The 18759-nt window shown below is 69.8% G+C and carries 12 protein-coding genes and 1 pseudogene; 2 read left to right on the top strand and 11 right to left on the bottom strand.

Annotated elements, in window-relative coordinates; all coding sequences use genetic code 11:
* Position 1: 1 nt before the first annotated feature.
* The 9 genes from WH07_RS04610 to uvrA all read right to left on the bottom strand — a co-directional run bounded on the left by WH07_RS04610 (position 2) and on the right by uvrA (position 14573).
* Positions 2-1222: a phosphoglycerate kinase gene (locus WH07_RS04610; protein WP_046495610.1), complete on the bottom strand. Its 1221-nt coding sequence runs from the start codon at positions 1220-1222 to the stop codon at positions 2-4.
* Positions 1223-1371: 149 nt separating this feature from the next.
* Entirely contained in the window at positions 1372-2376 is a 1005-nt protein-coding gene (gene gap, locus WH07_RS04605) for a type I glyceraldehyde-3-phosphate dehydrogenase (protein ID WP_046495607.1), read from the bottom strand.
* A 181-nt stretch (positions 2377-2557) separates the two neighbouring features.
* Positions 2558-5509, bottom strand: a complete 2952-nt coding sequence (locus WH07_RS04600) for a M14 family metallopeptidase (protein WP_046495605.1) — start codon at positions 5507-5509, stop codon at positions 2558-2560.
* Positions 5510-5677: 168 nt separating this feature from the next.
* Entirely contained in the window at positions 5678-6667 is a 990-nt protein-coding gene (gene whiA, locus WH07_RS04595) for a DNA-binding protein WhiA (RefSeq protein WP_046495602.1), read from the bottom strand.
* The gene (locus WH07_RS04590) at positions 6658-7692 is read right to left on the bottom strand and encodes a gluconeogenesis factor YvcK family protein (protein ID WP_046495599.1); all 1035 of its coding nucleotides are present in this window, start codon (positions 7690-7692) and stop codon (positions 6658-6660) included. Before WH07_RS04590 ends, whiA begins: the two co-directional genes overlap by 10 nt.
* Positions 7689-8627 (bottom strand): RNase adapter RapZ, encoded by a 939-nt coding sequence (gene rapZ / locus WH07_RS04585; RefSeq protein WP_046495596.1) that lies wholly within the window; start codon positions 8625-8627, stop codon positions 7689-7691. Before rapZ ends, WH07_RS04590 begins: the two co-directional genes overlap by 4 nt.
* Positions 8624-10702, bottom strand: coding sequence for an excinuclease ABC subunit UvrC (uvrC, locus tag WH07_RS04580; protein ID WP_046495593.1), 2079 nt, complete (start codon positions 10700-10702; stop codon positions 8624-8626). Before uvrC ends, rapZ begins: the two co-directional genes overlap by 4 nt.
* Before the next feature lie 309 nt (positions 10703-11011).
* Positions 11012-11440 (bottom strand): Rieske (2Fe-2S) protein, encoded by a 429-nt coding sequence (locus WH07_RS04575; RefSeq protein WP_046495589.1) that lies wholly within the window; start codon positions 11438-11440, stop codon positions 11012-11014.
* A gap of 187 nt (positions 11441-11627) precedes the next feature.
* Positions 11628-14573, bottom strand: coding sequence for an excinuclease ABC subunit UvrA (gene uvrA / locus WH07_RS04570; protein WP_046495586.1), 2946 nt, complete (start codon positions 14571-14573; stop codon positions 11628-11630).
* 228 nt (positions 14574-14801) lie between these two features.
* On the opposite strand from uvrA, the gene WH07_RS04565 reads away from it, so the two are divergent.
* Positions 14802-15488, top strand: a complete 687-nt coding sequence (locus WH07_RS04565; protein WP_046495583.1) for a maleylpyruvate isomerase family mycothiol-dependent enzyme — start codon at positions 14802-14804, stop codon at positions 15486-15488.
* Positions 15489-15498: 10 nt separating this feature from the next.
* The gene (locus WH07_RS04560; protein WP_046495581.1) at positions 15499-16152 is read left to right on the top strand and encodes an MBL fold metallo-hydrolase; all 654 of its coding nucleotides are present in this window, start codon (positions 15499-15501) and stop codon (positions 16150-16152) included.
* Positions 16153-16328: 176 nt separating this feature from the next.
* Here the strand turns inward: WH07_RS04560 and WH07_RS04555 are convergent, their stop codons facing one another.
* Together WH07_RS04555 and WH07_RS04550 are read right to left on the bottom strand one after the other, a co-directional pair.
* Positions 16329-17396, bottom strand: coding sequence for a TerC family protein (locus WH07_RS04555; RefSeq protein WP_046495579.1), 1068 nt, complete (start codon positions 17394-17396; stop codon positions 16329-16331).
* Between the two features lie 222 nt (positions 17397-17618).
* Positions 17619-18759 (bottom strand): annotated as a pseudogene (locus WH07_RS04550) (TerD family protein); the annotation flags it as partial.

The following is an 18759-nucleotide window of genomic DNA, read 5'->3' as shown; positions in this document are numbered from 1 at the left end:
GTCAGTCCTCCAGTGCGGCGAGGCCGGGAAGCGTCTTGCCTTCGAGGTATTCGAGGCTCGCGCCGCCGCCGGTCGAAATATGGCCGAATGCGTTCTCGTCGAAGCCCAGGATGCGGACGGCCGCGGCGGAGTCGCCGCCGCCGACCACGGAGAAGCCCGGGGAGTCGACGAGCGCCTGGGCGACGGCCCGGGTGCCCTCGGCGTAGTCGGGGTGCTCGAAGACGCCCATGGGGCCGTTCCAGAAGACGGTCTCGGCGTCGAGGAGCTTCGAGGCGTAGAGCCGGCCGGTCTCCGGGCCGATGTCCAGGCCCATCTTCCCGGCCGGGATGGCGTCCGCGGCCACCGTCTCGGGGTGGGCGGGCGCCTTGGTCTTCAGGTCCGGGAACTCGTCGGCGACCAGGACGTCCACGGGGAGCACGAACTCCACCCCGCGCGCCTCGGCCCGTTTCAGATACTCCTGGACGGCCGGGATCTGGTCCTCCTGGACCAGCGAGGAGCCGATCTCGTGGCCCTGCGCCTTGAGGAAGGTGAAGAGCATGCCGCCGCCGATCAGGATGCGGTCGGCCTTCTCCAGGAGGTGGTCGATGACCCCGAGCTTGTCGGAGACCTTGGCGCCGCCGAGGACCACCGCGTACGGCCGCCGGACCTCGTCCGTGAGCTTCTTCAGTACGGCGACCTCGGTGGCGATCAGTCCGCCCGCGGCGTGCGGCAGCCGGGCCGGCAGGTCGAAGACCGAGGCGTGCTTGCGGTGTACGGCGCCGAAGCCGTCGCCCACATAGAGATCGGCCAGCTCGGCGAGCTGGTCCGCGAAGGCGCCGCGCTCGGCGTCGTCCTTCGAGGTCTCGCCCGGGTTGAAGCGGAGGTTCTCGATGACGGCGACCCGCCCGTCGGCGAGGCCCTCGACCACGGCCCTGGCGGACTCGCCGACCGTGTCGGTCGCGAACGCCACCTCGCCGGTCGGGCCGCCGAGGAGTTCACCGAGGCGCGCGGCGGCGGGCGCCAGGGAGAAGGCGGGGTCCGGGGCGCCCTTGGGGCGGCCCAGATGGGAGGCGACGATCACCCGGGCGCCGGCCTCGGCGAGCCGGGCGACCGTCGGCAGGACGGCCCGGATCCGGCCGTCGTCGGTGATGGTGGTGCCGTCGAGCGGCACATTGAGGTCGGCGCGGACGAATACGCGCTTGCCGCCGACCCCTTCGGCGAGAAGTTCGTCGATCGTCTTCATCTCTGCTGGACTCCTTGGGATGTCTGACCTGGGGACTGTCCTTGGGACGTCCGGACAGGCCGACAGGGCTCGAACGGCGCCATGTGCGCCGGCCGAGCCCTGTCGCTCATATCGAGATACCTGCCGGACCCGAGCTCAGCGGCCCTGGATCAGAGCTGGCCGCCGACGAAGACGGTCAGGTCGACCAGCCGGTTGGAGTAGCCCCACTCGTTGTCGTACCAGCCGATGACCTTGACGTTCTTGCCCTGGACCATGGTCAGGGAGGAGTCGAAGGTGCAGGAGGCCGGCCAGTTGACGATGTCCGAGGAGACGATCTGGTCCTCGGTGTAGTCGAGGATGCCCTTGAGCTGGCCCTCGGCGGCCTTCTGGAACGCGGTGTTGACCTCGTCCTTGGTCACCTCGCGCTCCAGCTCGATGACCAGGTCGGTGACGGATCCGGTGGGGACCGGGACGCGCATGGCGATGCCGTCGAGCTTGCCCGCCAGCTCCGGGATCACCAGCGCGGTGGCCTTGGCGGCACCGGTGGTGGTCGGGATGATGTTCTCCGCGGCGGCGCGGGCGCGGCGCAGGTCCTTGTGCGGGAAGTCCAGGATGCGCTGGTCGTTGGTGTACGCGTGGACCGTGGTCATCATGCCCTTGACGATGCCGAAGTTCTCCAGGAGAACCTTGGCCATCGGCGCCACACAGTTGGTGGTGCAGGAGGCGTTGGAGATGACGTGGTGGCTGGCCGCGTCGTACTTGTCCTGGTTGACGCCCATCACGATGGTGATGTCCTCGTCCTTGGCCGGGGCCGAGATGAGGACCTTCTTGGCGCCACCGGCGATGTGCTTCTCGGCGTCCGCCTTCTTGGTGAAGATGCCGGTCGACTCGATGACGATGTCGACGCCCAGCTCGCCCCAGGGGATGTCGGCCGGGTTGCGCTCGGAGAGCACCTTGATCGTGTGGCCGTCGACGGTGATCGTGTCGGCGGTGTGGGTCACCTCGGCCTTGAGGCGTCCCAGGATGGTGTCGTACTTCAGAAGGTGCGCCGTGGTCGCAGTGTCACCCAGGTCGTTGACAGCCACGATCTCGATGTCTGCACCCTGCTCCAGCAGCGCGCGGAAGTAGTTACGACCGATGCGGCCAAAGCCGTTGATGCCTACGCGGATCGTCACGAACCGATCTCCTCGTTAGGTACGCCGGGTTTCGACGCCGGCGAGTTGTATGGGATGTCCCCGACCGCTTATGACCCTACCTCTCCGCGGACCGCGTGGTGACATCGAGAGGCACTGCGAACGGGCAGCGGCCCGTACCCGTCGGTACGGGTACGGGCCGCTGTACGGACACGTGTACGGGTCAGTGGCGCAGGGCCCGCAGCGCCTTGCCGAGCACCGCCGCGCGCTCCGCCGGGTCCTGGATGTGCTCCAGACCGAACCCGAGCAGCACGGTGTCACGCGTGGTGACCGAGGCGTAAGACTTGAAGAGCTCCTGGGTACGCGCCCAGTCGCCCGGCACCGTCGGGCTGCCCTCCGGCGCGCCCGTCACGGCCCAGGCCCCCAGCGAGGTCTCGAAGCCCTCGGGAGCCTGCTCCGCGCCGCCCACGACGAGCCGCGCGTTGTCCGCGAGGAGTCCGCGCCCGCCGCTGCCGGGGTCGGTGATGTAGCTCAGCGACAGCTCGGCCTTGGTGCCCGCGTAGGCGCTCAGGTCGAAGGAGACCTGCTTCCAGCCGTTGGAGGTGCCGGTGAGGCTGTTCCACGCGCCGCTGGTGCCGGTCGCGGTGCAGCCCTCGTTGCCGAGGGTCAGATAGCGGCCGAGGAACGGGTGGCCTTCGAGGAAGAACCCGGCCTCGCACTCGGCGGGGACGGCGGCGCTGGTCGCGCCGCCGGCCTCGGGCAGGGTCGTCCAGTCGTCGGCCCCCGCGGTGTGGGCCTCCAGGACGGCGTGGTCGTACCCCGGCTCGGTGTTCCAGTTGAGCGCGAGGCGCAGCGCCGGCTTGTCGGCCGCGCTGACGCCGGTCAGGTCGACGGTACGGGTGAGCCGGCGCCAGGCGTTGTCCTGGTGCGTGGCCGCGGCCATCCACTGGCCCTCGTACGGGGCGTACGGGTTGGCGATCCCGGTGTACGACCCGCCGGGCGCGCTGCGGAACTGCGGGAAGGTCTCCGGGCCGAGGGTGTCGGAGGTGACCGTGTAGCCGCCCGCCGCGTTCAGCGGGTTGCCGGGGGCCGCCCCGAGTGCGCCGGTGGCTCCGGAGAGCGCTCCGGAGCCGCTGAACCCGGTCGCGCCGGAGAGGGACGTACGCCCGTACGCGCCCAGGTAGTACTGGCTGAAGTCGTTGGTCGCGGCGCGTCCGACCGTGGCGTTGCCGCCGGCCAGCTCACCGGCCTCGACGAGCTTTCCGCCCTCGTTCAGGAAGTCGCGGATGGCGAGCTGCGTGGGTCCGCCGGGGGCCACGGCGCCGGTGTAGTGGACCACCGTGGAGAAGTGGCTGAGCACCCCCAGCGCGTGCGGTGCGCCCTGGGCGGCGACGTCCCAGACCACTGCCGTACGCCCGTTGGCTCGCAGGGCGTCCGTGTAGGCGCGGGTCTGCTGCGCGGGCGCGCCTTCCTCGGCGATCACGAGCGTGTCGGCGCGGGGGCGTTCGGCCACGGTGTACGTGAAGTGCTCGCTGGAGACGGACTTCCCGCTCTTGGTCCGTCCGGTGAACCAGACCTCGACGGTGTCGCCGGGCTCCGCGTCCTCGACCTCGGCGCGGTACTGGTCGAAGTGGAGGTTGTCCTCGCCGCCGTAGGTCTCGCCGCCCTTCCAGGCCTTGAGGTTCTCGTCCTGCGTACGGCCGCCGTTGATCCGGTAGTTCAGCTCCTTGTCGCGCACCGAGGAGCGTGCGGTGACGGAGACCTCCTGGTCGGCGCCGCGCGCGTACGAGGTGGTGAACGGGTCGAGGGTGAAGTCGGGGGCGGTCAGACCGACCGAGGAGGACGGCTGGTCGGGGTGCGAGGCGGTCTCGGCGACGGAGAGCGCGAAGGGGATGTTCTTGGCGAACTCGGCCTGGATCAGCTTCTCGTCGTCGGGGAAGTTGAATCCGGAGCGGCAGTCCCTGGCCACCCACGCGTCATTGGGATCGCTGTCCGACGCGGTCTGGCAGGTGGTCATCTCCGGGGTGAACATCATCGTTCCGTTGACGTTCGCCGCGTGCCCGTCGGCCTCACCGTTGGTGGTGTACAGCTCGGAGGAGACCTGCGGGTAGTAGCCGGGGATCGCGGAGTTCTCGGGCGTGCCCGCGAGCGCTTTGTAGAGGACGTCGTCGGGGGTCGGGGTGGCGACCTGCCAGCCCACGCCGTAGAGGAGCAGTTCGGCGGCGGAGTGGTAGTTGATGCCGTAGTCGAAGTCGATCCGCTTCTCGAACCGGTCGATCGCCTGCGTCTCGGGCTCGGAGTTGGGCCCCGCGCCGCGGTAGGTCTCGTTGGCGGGGTCCGGGGACGAACCCTCGTTGTCGTAGCCCCACTTGTAGGAGAAGTTCCGGTTGAGGTCGACACCGTCGCCGGAGGTGATGACGCCGTCGCCGTTGACGTCACGCAGGTTCTTGCGCCAGAGGCGGGCGCTGTCCGAGCTGTGGGTGTAGTCGTAGCCGTCGGGGTTGGCGGAGATGACGAACCACAGCTCGGTGGAGTCGACGATCCTGGTGATCCTCGGGTCCTTGCCGTAGTTGTCGATGTAGTGGTGCATCAGACGGCGTGTCATCTCGGGAGTGATCCACTCCCGGGCGTGCTGGTTGGACATGTAGAGCACGGACGGCTTGCTGCCGTCCTTGGTGGTGCGCGCGCCCTTGGTGAGCTTGAGGGCGAGGATGTCCTGGCCCTGGACGGTCCTGCCGATGGAGACGACCTTGGTGATACCGGGGTTGGCCTGCCCGGTCTCGGCGATCTCCGCCTTGATGCCGCCGGCGCCGCTGTACGGACGGAACACCCCGTCGCCGGCCGCGCTCACCCGGGCCCTGGCCCGCTCGGGAACCGTACGCTCGGTCACCTCGACGCCCTGCTTCTCCAGGCCGCGCGCCTGGGCGTCGGTGAGGAACAGCTCGACCTTCGCCGTCCCCTGCTCGGGCGCCCGCTCGGTGAACTCATGGGCGTCCTGGCCGGCCGCGAGGAGCAGGGGTATCTGCTCCTGGGTGACCTCGGCCTCGAAGACCTTCACCGCGTCCGCGCCGGCGGCGGGCCCGGATCCGGGCCGCGCCTGGGCGGCGGGCGCCGCCGTCACACCGGCGAGCAGCAGCGCGCCTGCGGCGAGTATCGATCTCGCTCTACGTCTCATGTGCCCCTCTTGTTGTCGTCTGCACGTCCGAGAACTGACGTCAGGCTGACCAGGCTTCATGATCATGTCAAGGGTGTGTGTGGATGCCATGAAATGCCGCCGCCGGCACCTGACTCGGTGCCGGCGGCGGGCAGTTGACCACAAGAGGCCGCTGAGGGCGGGCCAGGGTCAGCCGACGAGACCGTCGGCCAGCTCCTCGCTCAGATTGGACTCCGTACCCGGAATCCCGAGGTCCTGCGCCCGTTTGTCGGCCATGGCCAGCAGCCGCCGGATCCGGCCCGCGACCGCGTCCTTGGTCAGCGGCGGGTCGGCGAGCGCGCCCAGCTCCTCCAGCGAGGCCTGCTTGTGTTCCATCCGCAGCCGGCCCGCGGCGGCGAGATGCTCCGGGACCTCCTCGCCGAGGATCTCCAGCGCACGCTGCACCCGGGCACCCGCGGCGACCGCGGCGCGCGCGGAGCGGCGCAGATTCGCGTCGTCGAAGTTGGCGAGGCGATTGGCCGTGGCCCTGACCTCGCGGCGCATCCGGCGCTCCTCCCAGGCGAGCACCGACTCATGCGCCCCGAGCCGCGTCAGCAGCGCGCCGATCGCGTCCCCGTCCCGTACGACCACCCGGTCCACCCCGCGCACCTCGCGGGCCTTCGCGGCGATCTGGAGCCTGCGGGCGGCACCGACGAGCGCGAGGGCGGCCTCCGGGCCCGGGCAGGTCACCTCCAGTGAGGAGGAGCGACCCGGCTCGGTGAGCGAGCCATGGGCCAGGAACGCCCCGCGCCAGGCGGCCTCCGCGTCACAGGTCGCCCCCGAGACGACCTGCGGGGGCAGGCCCCGGATCGGGCGCCCGCGGCCGTCGACCAGACCGGTCTGCCGGGCGAGCTGATCACCTCCGGTGATCACCCGTACGACGTAACGGCTGCCGCGTCGCAGCCCGCCGGGGGCCATCACCACCAGCTCGGAGTTGTGCCCGAAGATCTCCAGGATGTCCTTGCGGAGCCTGCGCGCGGCGATGCTGGTGTCCAGCTCCGCCTCGATCACAATGCGGCCGCTCACCAGGTGCAGCCCGCCCGCGAACCGAAGAATCGCCGAGACCTCCGCCTTCCTGCAGCACGTCCGGGTGACGGGGAGGCGGGCGATCTCGTCCTTCACCGCTGGCGTCATCGCCATGGGCCGATCCTTCCATGCATCCGAAAAATACGGTCGTACGCGGCTGCCAACAGCTCCGGATCGTGGACCGCGGAACTGTCGTGCGCTGCCACCGGCGCCAGCTCGACCGCGGCACCGAACCGGCTGGCGGCGTCGGAGAGTGACTCACGGTCGGGCACGGCGGCCTGGTCGGCCAGCACCACGTCCAGGGCGAGTTTAGGGGCGTGTCGCCCCAAAACCTCCAAATGACGCTGCGGTGAGAAGCCATCGGTTTCACCGGGCTGCGGTGCGAGGTTGAGCGAGAGGACCCGGCGCGCCTTGGTCTCCATGAGCGCTTCGAGCAGCTCGGGCACCAGCAGATGCGGGATCACCGAGGAGAACCAGGAGCCCGGGCCGAGCACCACCCAGTCGGCGTCCCTGACCGCGGCGACCGCCTCGGGGACGGCCGGCGGGTCGTGCGGCACGAGATGCACCGACTGCACGTCGCCCGGGGTGAGCGCGACCGTCGCCTGGCCGCGCACCGTGTTCACCTCGTCGGGGTACGCCGGGTCATGGCCCCGTACGAGCGCCTGCAACTCCAGCGGTACGGCGGACATGGGCAGCACCCTGCCGTGCGCGCCGAGCAGCTTGCCGACCAGGTCGAGCGCCTGCACATGGTCGCCGAGCTGCTCCCACAGGGCGACGATCAGCAGATTTCCCACCGCGTGCTCATGGAGTTCACCCTGCGACTGGAAGCGGTGCTGGATCACCCGGGCCCAGGTCTGGCCCCAGTCGTCGTCGCCGCACAGCGCCGCCAGGGCCTTGCGCAGATCGCCTGGCGGCAGCACGCCCAGCTCCGCCCTGAGCCGGCCGCTGGACCCTCCGTCGTCGGCGACGGTGACGACCGCGGTGAGATCCCCCGTGATGCGACGCAGCGCCGCCAGGGAGGCGGACAGGCCCATGCCGCCGCCGAGGGCGACGACCTTCGGCTGGGCACCGCGGCCGCGCGCCGACAACGCGGGGGCTCCCCTGCGCGGCCGGCGCGTACGGAAGGTGCGTGCGGTCACTCGCGCCCCATGTCCCGGTGGACGACGACGGTCTCGATCCCCGCGGAGACGAGGCGGGCGGCGACCTTCTCGGACATGGCGACGGAGCGGTGCTTGCCGCCCGTACAGCCGACCGCGACGGTCACATAGCGCTTGCCCTCGCGCCGGTATCCGGCGGCGATGAGCTGGAGCAGTTCGGTGTAGCGGTCGAGGAACTCCTTGGCGCCCGGCTGGTTGAAGACATACGCGGACACCTCCTCGTTCAGTCCGGTGTACGGACGCAGCTCCGGGATCCAGTGCGGATTGGGCAGGAAGCGGCAGTCCACCACCAGGTCGGCGTCGACCGGCAGTCCGTACTTGTAGCCGAAGGACATCACGGTGGCCCGCAGCTCCGGCTTCTCGTCGCCGGCGAACTGGGCGTCCATCTTGGCGCGCAGCTCGTGCACATTGAGGCTGGAGGTGTCGATCACCAGATCGGCGTCGCCGCGCAGCTCGCGCAGCAGATCGCGCTCGGCCTCGATGCCGTCCACGATCCGGCCGTCGCCCTGGAGCGGGTGCGGACGCCGTACGGACTCGAAGCGGCGGACCAGCGCCTCGTCGGACGACTCCAGGAAGACGATCCGCCGGGTGACCTCCTTGGCGTCGAGGTCGGCGAGGGACTCGCGGAGGTTGTCGAAGAACCGCCGGCCGCGTACGTCCACGACGACCGCGATCCGGGCCACATTGCCCTGCGAGCGCGCGCCCAGCTCCACCATGGTGGGGATCAGCGCGGGCGGCAGGTTGTCCACGACGAACCAGCCCAGGTCCTCCAGGCACTTGGCCGCGGTGCTGCGGCCCGCGCCGGACATCCCGGAGATGATCACCAGCTCGGGAATGGCCGCGTCGCCGGTGTCACCGGTCTCCTTCGTGCTGCCCGTACTCACGTGCTCCGCTCCGTCCCGGTCGTGCTCGGTCATGTGCTGCCCCCGTTGTCTTCCATGATCTCTCCTGTTGCCGTGTTCACGGCGGGTGCCGCCGGGGCCGCGTTCGCGAGGGCCACGACGATGGACTCGGCCGTCTTGCGGCCCAGGCCCGGTACTTCGCAGATCTGGTCGATTGTCGCGCCCCGCAGCCGCTTCACCGAGCCGAAATGCTTGATGAGCGCCTGTTTGCGGGACTCTCCGAGGCCCGGGACATCGTCCAGCGGGCTGGACCTGACGCGCTTGGCGCGCTTGGTCCGCTGATAGGTGATGGCGAAGCGGTGCGCCTCGTCCCGTACCCGCTGGAGCAGGTAGAGGCCCTCGCTGGAGCGGGGCAGGACCACCGGATCGTCGTCGGCAGGCAGCCAGACCTCTTCGAGGCGCTTGGCGAGACCGCAGACGGCGACATCGTCGATGCCCAGCTCGTCGAGGGCTCGCTTGGCCGCCGCGACCTGGGGCTGTCCGCCGTCGACCACGACGAGCTGGGGCGGATAGGCGAAGCGCTTGGGGCGGCCGTCGTCGTCGGTACGGGACGGGATCTCGTGGGTGTCGTCGCCGGGCGCCGAGCCGTTCTCGCGGCCGCCCGGAGAACCGTTCGCCTCAGGAGCCGGGCCCTCGCCCGCGGACGGCTCGGACTCCTCGGGTACCTCTTCGGGCCACTCCCCCGTACGGGTCTTCTCCACGAGATACCGCTTGAAGCGGCGGCTGATCACCTCGTGCATCGACCGTACGTCGTCCTGCCCCTCGAAGCCCTTGATCTGGAAGCGGCGGTACTCGCTCTTGCGCGCGAGGCCGTCCTCGAAGACGACCATGGACGCCACCACGTCGTCGCCCTGGAGGTGCGAGATGTCGAAGCACTCGACACGCAGCGGCGCGCTGTCCAGACCGAGCGCCTCCGCGATCTCCTCCAGAGCCCGGGAGCGGGTGGTCAGATCGCTGGCGCGCTTGGTCTTGTGGAGGACGAGCGCCTGCTGGGCATTGCGCCCGACCGTCTCCATCAGGTCCTTCTTGTCGCCGCGCTGCGGTATCCGCAGGGAGACCTGGGAGCCCCGGCGGTCGCTCAGCCACTGGGTGACGGCGCCGGTGTCCTCCGGCAGTGCGGGGACGAGGACCTCCTTGGGGACGGAGTCGCCGCTCTCCTCGCCGTAGAGCTGCTGGAGCGCGTGCTCGACCAGGCCCGCCGTCTCGACGGCCTCGACCTTGTCGGTGACCCAGCCGCGCTGGCCGCGGACGCGTCCGCCACGGACATGGAAGATCTGCACGGCGGCTTCCAGCTCGTCCTCGGCGACCGCGATCAGATCGGCGTCGGTGGCGTCGGCGAGCACGACCGCGTTCTTCTCCATCGCGCGGCGCAGCGCGCCTATGTCGTCCCGCAGCCGGGCGGCCTTCTCGTACTCCATGTCCTCGGCCGCCTCGGCCATCTGCTTCTCCAGGCGGCGGATGTACGTACCGGTGCGGCCGGCCATGAAGTCGCAGAACTCCTCGGCCAGTTCGCGGTGCTCCTCGGGGGTGACCCGGCCGACGCAGGGCGCCGAGCACTTGCCGATGTAGCCGAGCAGACAGGGGCGGCCGGTCCGCTCGGCGTTCTTGAACACGCCCGCGGAGCAGGTCCGTACGGGGAACACACGGAGCATCAGATCGACGGTCTCGCGGATGGCCCAGGCGTGTCCGTACGGTCCGAAGTAGCGCACGCCCTTCTTCTTGGCGCCCCGCATGACCTGGACGCGGGGGTATTTCTCGTTGAGGGTGACGGCGAGTGAGGGATAGCTCTTGTCGTCGCGGTACTTGACGTTGAAGCGGGGGTCGAACTCCTTGATCCAGGAGTATTCGAGCTGGAGCGCCTCGACCTCGGTCGAGACGACGGTCCATTCGACGGAGGCCGCCGTGGTGACCATGGTGCGGGTGCGCGGATGCAGGCTCGCGAGGTCCTGGAAGTAGTTGGCGATCCGCTGGCGCAGGCTTTTCGCCTTCCCGACGTAGATCACCCGGCGGTGATCGTCGCGGAATCTGTAGACCCCCGGCGAGTCGGGGATCTGTCCCGGCTTGGGGCGGTAGCTGGAGGGGTCGGCCATGCCGTCCACCCTACTGTCGGGGACGGACAGTGTGGCCGCGCCGGGGTACGGCGGGGGCCCTCGGGGTCCGGGGGCTTCGGGCCATGTGTGGCTCAGGATCCGGGACGTGTGCGTCCGGGGTTCCGGTCGTGTGTGCCCGGGACTCGGGACATGCGCGGCCAGGGTTCCGGTCGTGTGTGCTCGGGGTTCCAGTCGTGCGCGTCCGGGGTTCGAGGCATGCGCGCCCCCGGGGCTCCGGTCGTGTGTGTGTCCGGGGTTCCGGCAGCGTGTGTTCTGGGTTTCCGGCCGGGGCCCGGGTCCTGCCGGGCCTCAGGCCTTGGGGCCGGCGATCAGCTTGCCGCCCTCGATGGTGACCGGGACCTTCGGCAGGGGTACGGTCGCCGGGCCGTGAACCGCCTCGCCCGTGGTGACGTCGAATTTGCTGCCGTGGCACGGGCAGTCACCGACCGTGCCCTCCAGCTTCTCCAGGAGGCAGCCCGCGTGGGTGCACTGCGCGCTGAACGCCCGGTACTCGTCCGGCGCCGGGCGGCTCACCACCAGCCGCTGCTCCCGGTAGAGCTTGGCCCCGCCGACCGGCACCTCGTCCGCCGCGCCCAGCCCGACGGGCTCGCTGGGCGTGGGGTCCTCGGCATGCCCGAGCTTGGACTCGGTGGAACACGCCGCCAGCCCGGCCCCGGCCGCCCCGGCGAGCGCGACCCCCTTCAGCACGGTACGACGAGGCGCGGACGGGCCGGTCATGGTGTCTCCCCAGGTCAGACGGATCAAAGACATACCCGACACTACCCGCCCGCTTTCGGCGCCCGCCCGGGGGCGGCCCCGGGCGGGTGGCCGTCGCTCGCGGGCGGGCGGCCGTACGACCGTTCCCCGGAGAGATTCCGCGACCGCGGACGGCACAGCCGGGTGGGGGCCGGACGGGACGGCCGCGTCAGGCGCCGCGCGAGGCCGCGCTCGTCTTCTTCGCCGTTGTCTTCTTCGCCGCCGTCTTCCGGGCCGTGGTCTTCTTCAGCGGTGCCGCGTCGCTGATCCGGTCCGGGTCCAGGATCTCCCGCAGGAACTTTCCGGTGTGGCTGGCCGGGACGCCCGCCACCTGTTCCGGGGTGCCTTCCGCGATCACCAGACCGCCGCCGTTGCCGCCCTCGGGTCCCATGTCGATCACCCAGTCCGCGGTCTTGATCACATCGAGGTTGTGCTCGATGACGATCACCGTGTTGCCCTTCTCGACCAGACCCGACAGAACGGTGATCAGCTTGCTGATGTCCTCGAAGTGCAGACCGGTCGTGGGCTCGTCCAGGACATAGACCGTACGGCCCGTGGAGCGCTTCTGGAGTTCGCTGGACAGCTTCACACGCTGGGCCTCGCCGCCCGAGAGCGTCGGCGCGGACTGGCCGAGCCGTACATAACCGAGGCCGACCTCGTTGAGGGTCCGCAGGTGACGCGAGATCGTCGGGACGGCCTCGAAGAAGTCGAGGGCCTCCTCGATCGGCATGTCCAGCACCTCGGCGATGGACTTGCCCTTGTAGTGCACCTCCAGAGTCTCCCGGTTGTACCGCGCCCCGTGGCAGACCTCGCACGGCACATAGACGTCCGGCAGGAAGTTCATCTCGATCTTGATCGTGCCGTCACCCGCGCAGTTCTCGCACCGGCCGCCCTTGACGTTGAAGGAGAACCGTCCGGGCAGATAACCGCGGACCTTGGCCTCCATCGTCTCCGCGAAGAGCTTGCGGACATGGTCGAACACCCCGGTGTACGTGGCCGGGTTGGACCGGGGCGTACGGCCGATGGGCGACTGGTCGACATGGACCACCTTGTCCACCAGGTCGTCCCCGGCGACCCGGGTGTGCCGGCCCGGCACCGACTTCGCGCCGTTCAGCTCGCGCGCGAGATGGGTGTAGAGGATGTCGTTGACCAGAGTCGACTTGCCGGAGCCCGAGACACCGGTGATCGCCGTGAACACGCCCAGCGGGAACGACACGTCGATGTCCCGCAGATTGTTCTCCCGCGCCCCGTGCACGGTCAGCCTGCGCTCCGGATCGACCGGCCTGCGGATGACCGGGGTCGGGATGGACCTCTTGCCGGCCAGATACTGGCCGGTCATCGACTCCTTGTTGGCCAGCAGCCCCTTCAGCGGCCCGGAGTGCACCACCTTGCCGCCGTGCTCGCCCGCGCCGGGGCCGATGTCGACCACCCAGTCGGCCACCTTGATGGTGTCCTCGTCGTGCTCCACGACGATCAGGGTGTTGCCCATGTCCCGGAGCCGGACCAGGGTCTCGATGAGCCGGTGGTTGTCCCGCTGGTGCAGTCCGATGGACGGCTCGTCCAGCACATAGAGCACCCCGACCAGCCCCGAGCCGATCTGGGTCGCGAGCCGGATGCGCTGCGCCTCGCCGCCGGAGAGGGTGCCTGCCGCGCGGTTGAGCGAGAGATAGTCCAGGCCGACGTCGACCAGGAACCTCAGCCGTTCGTTGACCTCCTTGAGCACCCGCTCGGCGATCTTCTTGTCGCGGGCGTTCAGCGTGAGCCGGCCGAGGAACTCCGCGCAGTCGCTGATCGAGAGCGCCGAGACCTCCGCGATGGACTTGTCCATGACCGTGACCGCGAGCACGATCGGCTTGAGCCGTGTGCCCTCGCAGGTCGGGCAGGGCACCTCGCGCATATAGCCCTCGAAGCGCTCCCTGCTGGAGTCGCTCTCGGCCTCGGTGTGCCGCCGCTTCACAAACGAGACGGCGCCTTCGAAGGCGGGGGTCGTATAGGCGCGCTCCCGCCCGTACCTGTTCCGGTAGCGCACCTCGACCTGGGTCTTGTGCCCGTACAGCAGGGCCTTCTTGGCCCGCTGCGGCAGTCCGGCCCAGGGGATGTCCGTACGGAAGCCGAGGGCCTGGGCGAGGCCGCCGATCAGCCGGCCGAAGTACTCCTTCGTGTGGCCGTGCGACCAGGGGTGGATCGCGCCCTCGTCGAGCGACCGCTCCTCGTCCGGGACGACCAGCTCCGGGTCGACCTCCATGCGCGTACCGATACCGGTGCAGTCGGGGCAGGCGCCGAAGGGCGAGTTGAAGGAGAAGGAGCGGGGCTCCAGCTCCTCGAAGGAGAGGTCGTCGTACGGGCAGTAGAGATGCTCCGAGTACATCCGCTCGCGCTCGGGGTCGTCCTCGGGGAGGTCGACGAAGTCGAGCACGACCATGCCGCCGGAGAGACCGAGCGCGGTCTCGACCGAGTCGGTCAGCCGGCGCTTGGCGCTGTCCTTCACCGTGAGACGGTCGACGACCACCTCGATGGTGTGCTTCTCCTGCTTCTTCAGCGTGGGCGGCTCGGTGAGCTGGACGGTCTGCCCGTCGACCCTGGCCCGGCTGTACCCCTTGGTCTGGAGGTCGGCGAAGAGATCGACGAACTCGCCCTTGCGCTCGCGCACCAGCGGGGACAGGACCTGGAAACGGCTGCCCTCGGGCAGTTCGAGCACCCGGTCCACGATGGCCTGCGGCGACTGGCGGGAGATCGGCCGCCCGCACTGGGGGCAGTGCGGCTTGCCGATCCGGGCGAAGAGCAGCCGGAGGTAGTCGTAGACCTCGGTGATCGTGCCGACCGTCGAGCGCGGGTTGCGCGAGGTCGACTTCTGGTCGATGGAGACGGCCGGGGAGAGCCCTTCGATGAAGTCGACATCCGGCTTGTCCATCTGGCCGAGGAACTGCCGGGCGTACGAGGAGAGCGACTCCACGTACCGCCGCTGGCCCTCGGCGAAGATCGTGTCGAACGCGAGGGAGGACTTGCCCGACCCGGAGAGCCCGGTGAAGACGATGAGGGAGTCACGGGGGAGGTCGAGCGACACGTTCTTGAGATTGTGCTCGCGCGCGCCACGGACGATGAGACGGTCGGCCACGCCGGTCCGCACCTTTCTTATGAGAAGCAGGGGCGGAGCCCCCTTCCCAGACTATGGGGGTCGCCAGAGCGATGGTTGCCAACAGGTGGATCACCCGGCGCGGAAGCGCCGGACTCGGAATTGCCTACATGCCAGGATGCCTCTCCTGAGCCTATAGCACGCGCATTCGATTTTTGGACGGGTCGCATCCGCTTCACCCGATCGAGTGGCACGGCTATCGTCGGCGCCATGATCGACCACATGCAGGACCTGGCATCCGTCACCGAAGCCACCGAACGGCTCCTGTGCGCCGCCGCCGCGCTGGACCCCGCGGGCCTCGCCGCGCCGTCACGCCTGCCCGGCTGGAGCCGGGGGCATGTGCTGGCCCATCTCGCGCGGAACGCGGACGCCTTGGTCAATGTTCTCGAAGGGCGGCCGATGTACGTGGACGCGGCCACCCGCGACGCGGACATCGAGCGGGACGCGCCCCGCCCCCTCGGTGTACAGCTCGCCGATGTACGTAACACCGCCGCGCGCTTCCTGCATTCCGCTTCCGTGCCCGCCGACTGGACCCGGACCGTCGAGCTGCGCAACGGTGTGACGGATGCGGCGGCCCGGATTCCGTTCCGGCGGCTGGTCGAGGTGGAGCTGCACCATGTCGATCTCGGTCTCGGCCGCGAGCTGGATGATCTGTCCGAGGAGTTCGTGGTCCGCGAGATCGACTTCCTGGCGCAGCGCTTCTCCGGGACGCCCTCGGTCCCGCCGCTGACCCTCAAGGCGTCCGACGGCCGCACCTGGCACACGGGTGCGGCGGAGGGCGACCCGCTGCCGGTGACCGGTCCCGCCGCGGACCTGATGGGCTGGCTCGCGGGCCGCCGCGACGGAGCCTCCCTGGAGTTCTCCGGCGGCCCCCTGCCCGTACTGCCCCCGCTATAGGCTGATCCTTATGACGTACAGCGGAGCGGTGAAGGTCGGCGGGCCGGCGGATGTGCACGAGCTGACCGCCCTGATGATCTCCAAGGTCGCCGTCGGGCCGATGGAAAACAATGCCTATCTGCTGCGCTGCCGGGCGACCGGTGAGCAGCTTCTGATCGACGCGGCCAATGACGCCGCGACCCTGCTGACGCTGATCGGCGACGATGGCATCGCGTCCGTGGTCACCACTCACCGGCACGGCGACCACTGGCAGGCGCTCGCCGAGGTCGTAACGGCCACCGGTGCCCGTACGTACGCGGGCCGGTACGACGCCGAGGGCATCCCCGTACCGACCGATGTGCTCGTCGAGGACGGGGACACCGTGCGGGTCGGGGAGATCGGGCTGACCGCACTGCACCTGGTGGGCCACACCCCGGGCTCCATCGCGCTGGTCTACGACGACCCGCACGGCCACCCGCACGTGTTCACGGGCGACTGCCTCTTCCCCGGCGGCCCCGGCAGGACCACGGAGCCGGCGGACTTCACCAGCCTGATGGACGGCCTGGAAGCCAAGATCTTCGGCCCGCTGCCCGACGAGACCTGGATCTACCCGGGCCACGGAAACGACACCACTCTCGGCGCCGAACGCCCTCACCTCCCGGCCTGGCGCGCCCGCGGCTGGTGACCCGCCGGCACTTCGGGCTGGTGCCCGTCGAGTATCCGGCGACCCGGAAGACCGGCGGGCTCGGCGGCCCTGGCGGCCGAACCGGAGACCCGGCCGGGCGGCGGGCACCAATCCGCAACTGGTGATCCCTTACGGCGGCCAGGTACGGGTGGACGGACGCGGGCGGCGTATCGGCGTCACCTGCTGAGCGTGCTGTCCGCGCTGTCGGTGCTGCCGGGGTCGGCGCTGCTGTCAGTGCTGTCGCTGCTCTGCGCGCCCGCACCGGCGTCCGTGGCATCGGTGGCGGTCAGTGCCTCGCGTTCCGCCTGCTTCCTGGAGGCGATCAGGCTGGTGATCGTGGTGACGATCAGGACGCCGCAGATGACGGCCAGCGAGACCGGTATGGAGATCTCGGGGACATGCACCCCGGTCTCGTGCAGCGCGTGCAGCACCAGCTTCACACCGATGAAGCCCAGGATCACCGACAGGCCGTAGCTGAGGTGCACCAGCTTCTTCAGCAGGCCGCCGATGAGGAAGTAGAGCTGTCGCAGACCCATCAGCGCGAAGGCGTTGGCGGTGAAGACGATGTACGGGTCCTGGGTCAGCCCGAAGATCGCGGGTATGGAGTCCAGCGCGAACAGCACATCGGTGGTGCCGATGGCCAGCATGACCACCATCAGCGGGGTCAGCACCCGCTTGCCGTTGTTCCTGATGAACAGCTTGGTGCCGTGGTACTTGTCGGCGACTCCGAACCGCTTCTCGATGGACTTCAGCAGGCGGTTCTCCTCGAACTCCTCTTCCTCCTCACCGGAGCGCGCCTCCTGGATCAGCTTCCAGGCGGTGTAGATCAGGAACGCGCCGAAGATGAAGAAGACCCACGAGAAGCTGGCGATGATCGCGGCGCCCGTGGCGATGAAGACCGCGCGCAGGACCAGGGCGATCAGCACGCCTATCAACAGCACCCGCTGCTGGAGATGCGAGGGCACCGAGAACTTCGCCATGATCAGGACGAAGACGAAGAGGTTGTCGACGCTGAGCGACTTCTCGGTGATGAAGCCCGCGAAGAACTCGCCGGACGCCTGCCCCGTACCGAACAACATCAGGCCGAGGCCGAACAGCACGGCGAGGGCGATCCAGACGGCCGTCCAGATACCGGCTTCCTTGACCGACACGTCATGGGGTTTGCGCCCGATGAAGAAGTCGACCGCGATCAGGGCGGACAGACCAAGGATGGTCAGCGCCCACAGGGTCAGGGATACGTCCACTGTGCCTCCGGCTTCGTACGGCTACTGATCAGCGTCGTCGCTGCCGGAGGTCTCCTCCACCCGCACGGCGCAGCCGCCGCCGGGCCGGCGCCCCGGGACCGATTGCGGTCCGTATTGACGGGTGCGCCGCGAGATGGGAGTACTCCCCTCCGTTCCAAAAGAGAGTACAGGAAAGACCAAGGAAAGGTAAAGAGCAAGGTCAACAGGCGTTGACTGTGCTGATCAGCGGCGCCAGGAACGACGGGCCGCGGCGACCTGTTCCAGCACCTGGAACAGCACCCGGCTGCCTGGCGGGACGGCGGGAGGCTCGTACGTCCAGGCGTGCCCCACCCACGGGTCGGCCAGATGGTCGTCGGGCACCGGGGTGATCCGGAGCAGGGACCGCCAGAGCGGGTCCAGCACCGGCCCGTACGCGCTGGCGTCCTGGCGGTCCGCGACCATCAGCAGATGCACACCGACCGCCGGGCCCTCGTCGGCGAGATAGCGGAGCTGGGTCACCGCCCGGTCGTCGAAGCCGTGCGGGAAGTCATTGACGATCAGGAGCTGCTCGGCGGTGTCCAGACCGGGCGGCAGCGACTCGGCGGCCCCGCCGCGCACCGCCATCTGCACCAGGTCCACCCGCTGGGTGAGCTTGCCGAGGACCGCCGCCACCCCGGCGGCACCGGCCGCGGGCGGCGACGCGAGGACACCCGAGGCGGTCAGCGGGGCCAGCGAACGCGTCGCGGAACCGGCCGGATCGATGACATGCACCGTGAACTCGCCGGGCGGATACACGGCGAGGAGCCGCCCGGCGTGTGCGACCGCGGTGTCCATGGCGAGGCCGCGGAGCTGGGCCTCGTCCATCATCAGGGCGGCCTCGGAACCGGACCGGCCGCTGTCCACCCAGAGCCCGCGCTCCAGCGGCAGCCGCACCAGCATGGGGATCCGCAGCTCGGGCCGCTCGGGAAGATGGACGTCGCCGAGGCGCAGCGCCATCGGGATCTCCATGGGGACCCGGTAGGCGTGCCAGACGGGGTTGTCCCAGCGGGCGTACGCGGCGGGCAGGGCGGGCTCGACGACCTCGGACTCGGCGACGAGCTGGGCGAGATCGCGGTCGAGGACCTCGCGGGCCTGGGCGGCGAGCTGGTCGTGCTTGGCGCGGGCAGCTTCCCGCGCCGCGTCGCCCGCGCCGCCGATCCGGCTGCGGGGGTCGGACAGGACGCGGTCCAGCTCCTGGTCCATCCGGGACTCGGCGAAGTCCATGGCGCTGCGGTACGAGGCGACGGCGCGGGCCAGGTCCTCGAACATGCCCCAGACCTGGTTGTAGAGCCGCTCGTCCATGGACCAGCCCGTGGCGTCGCCCGCGACGGGGCGGGGCCATGGA

The organism is Streptomyces odonnellii, from assembly GCF_000981895.1.
Classification (GTDB): Bacteria; Actinomycetota; Actinomycetes; order Streptomycetales; family Streptomycetaceae; genus Streptomyces; species Streptomyces odonnellii.
This window is presented reverse-complemented; position numbering and strand designations above follow the sequence as displayed.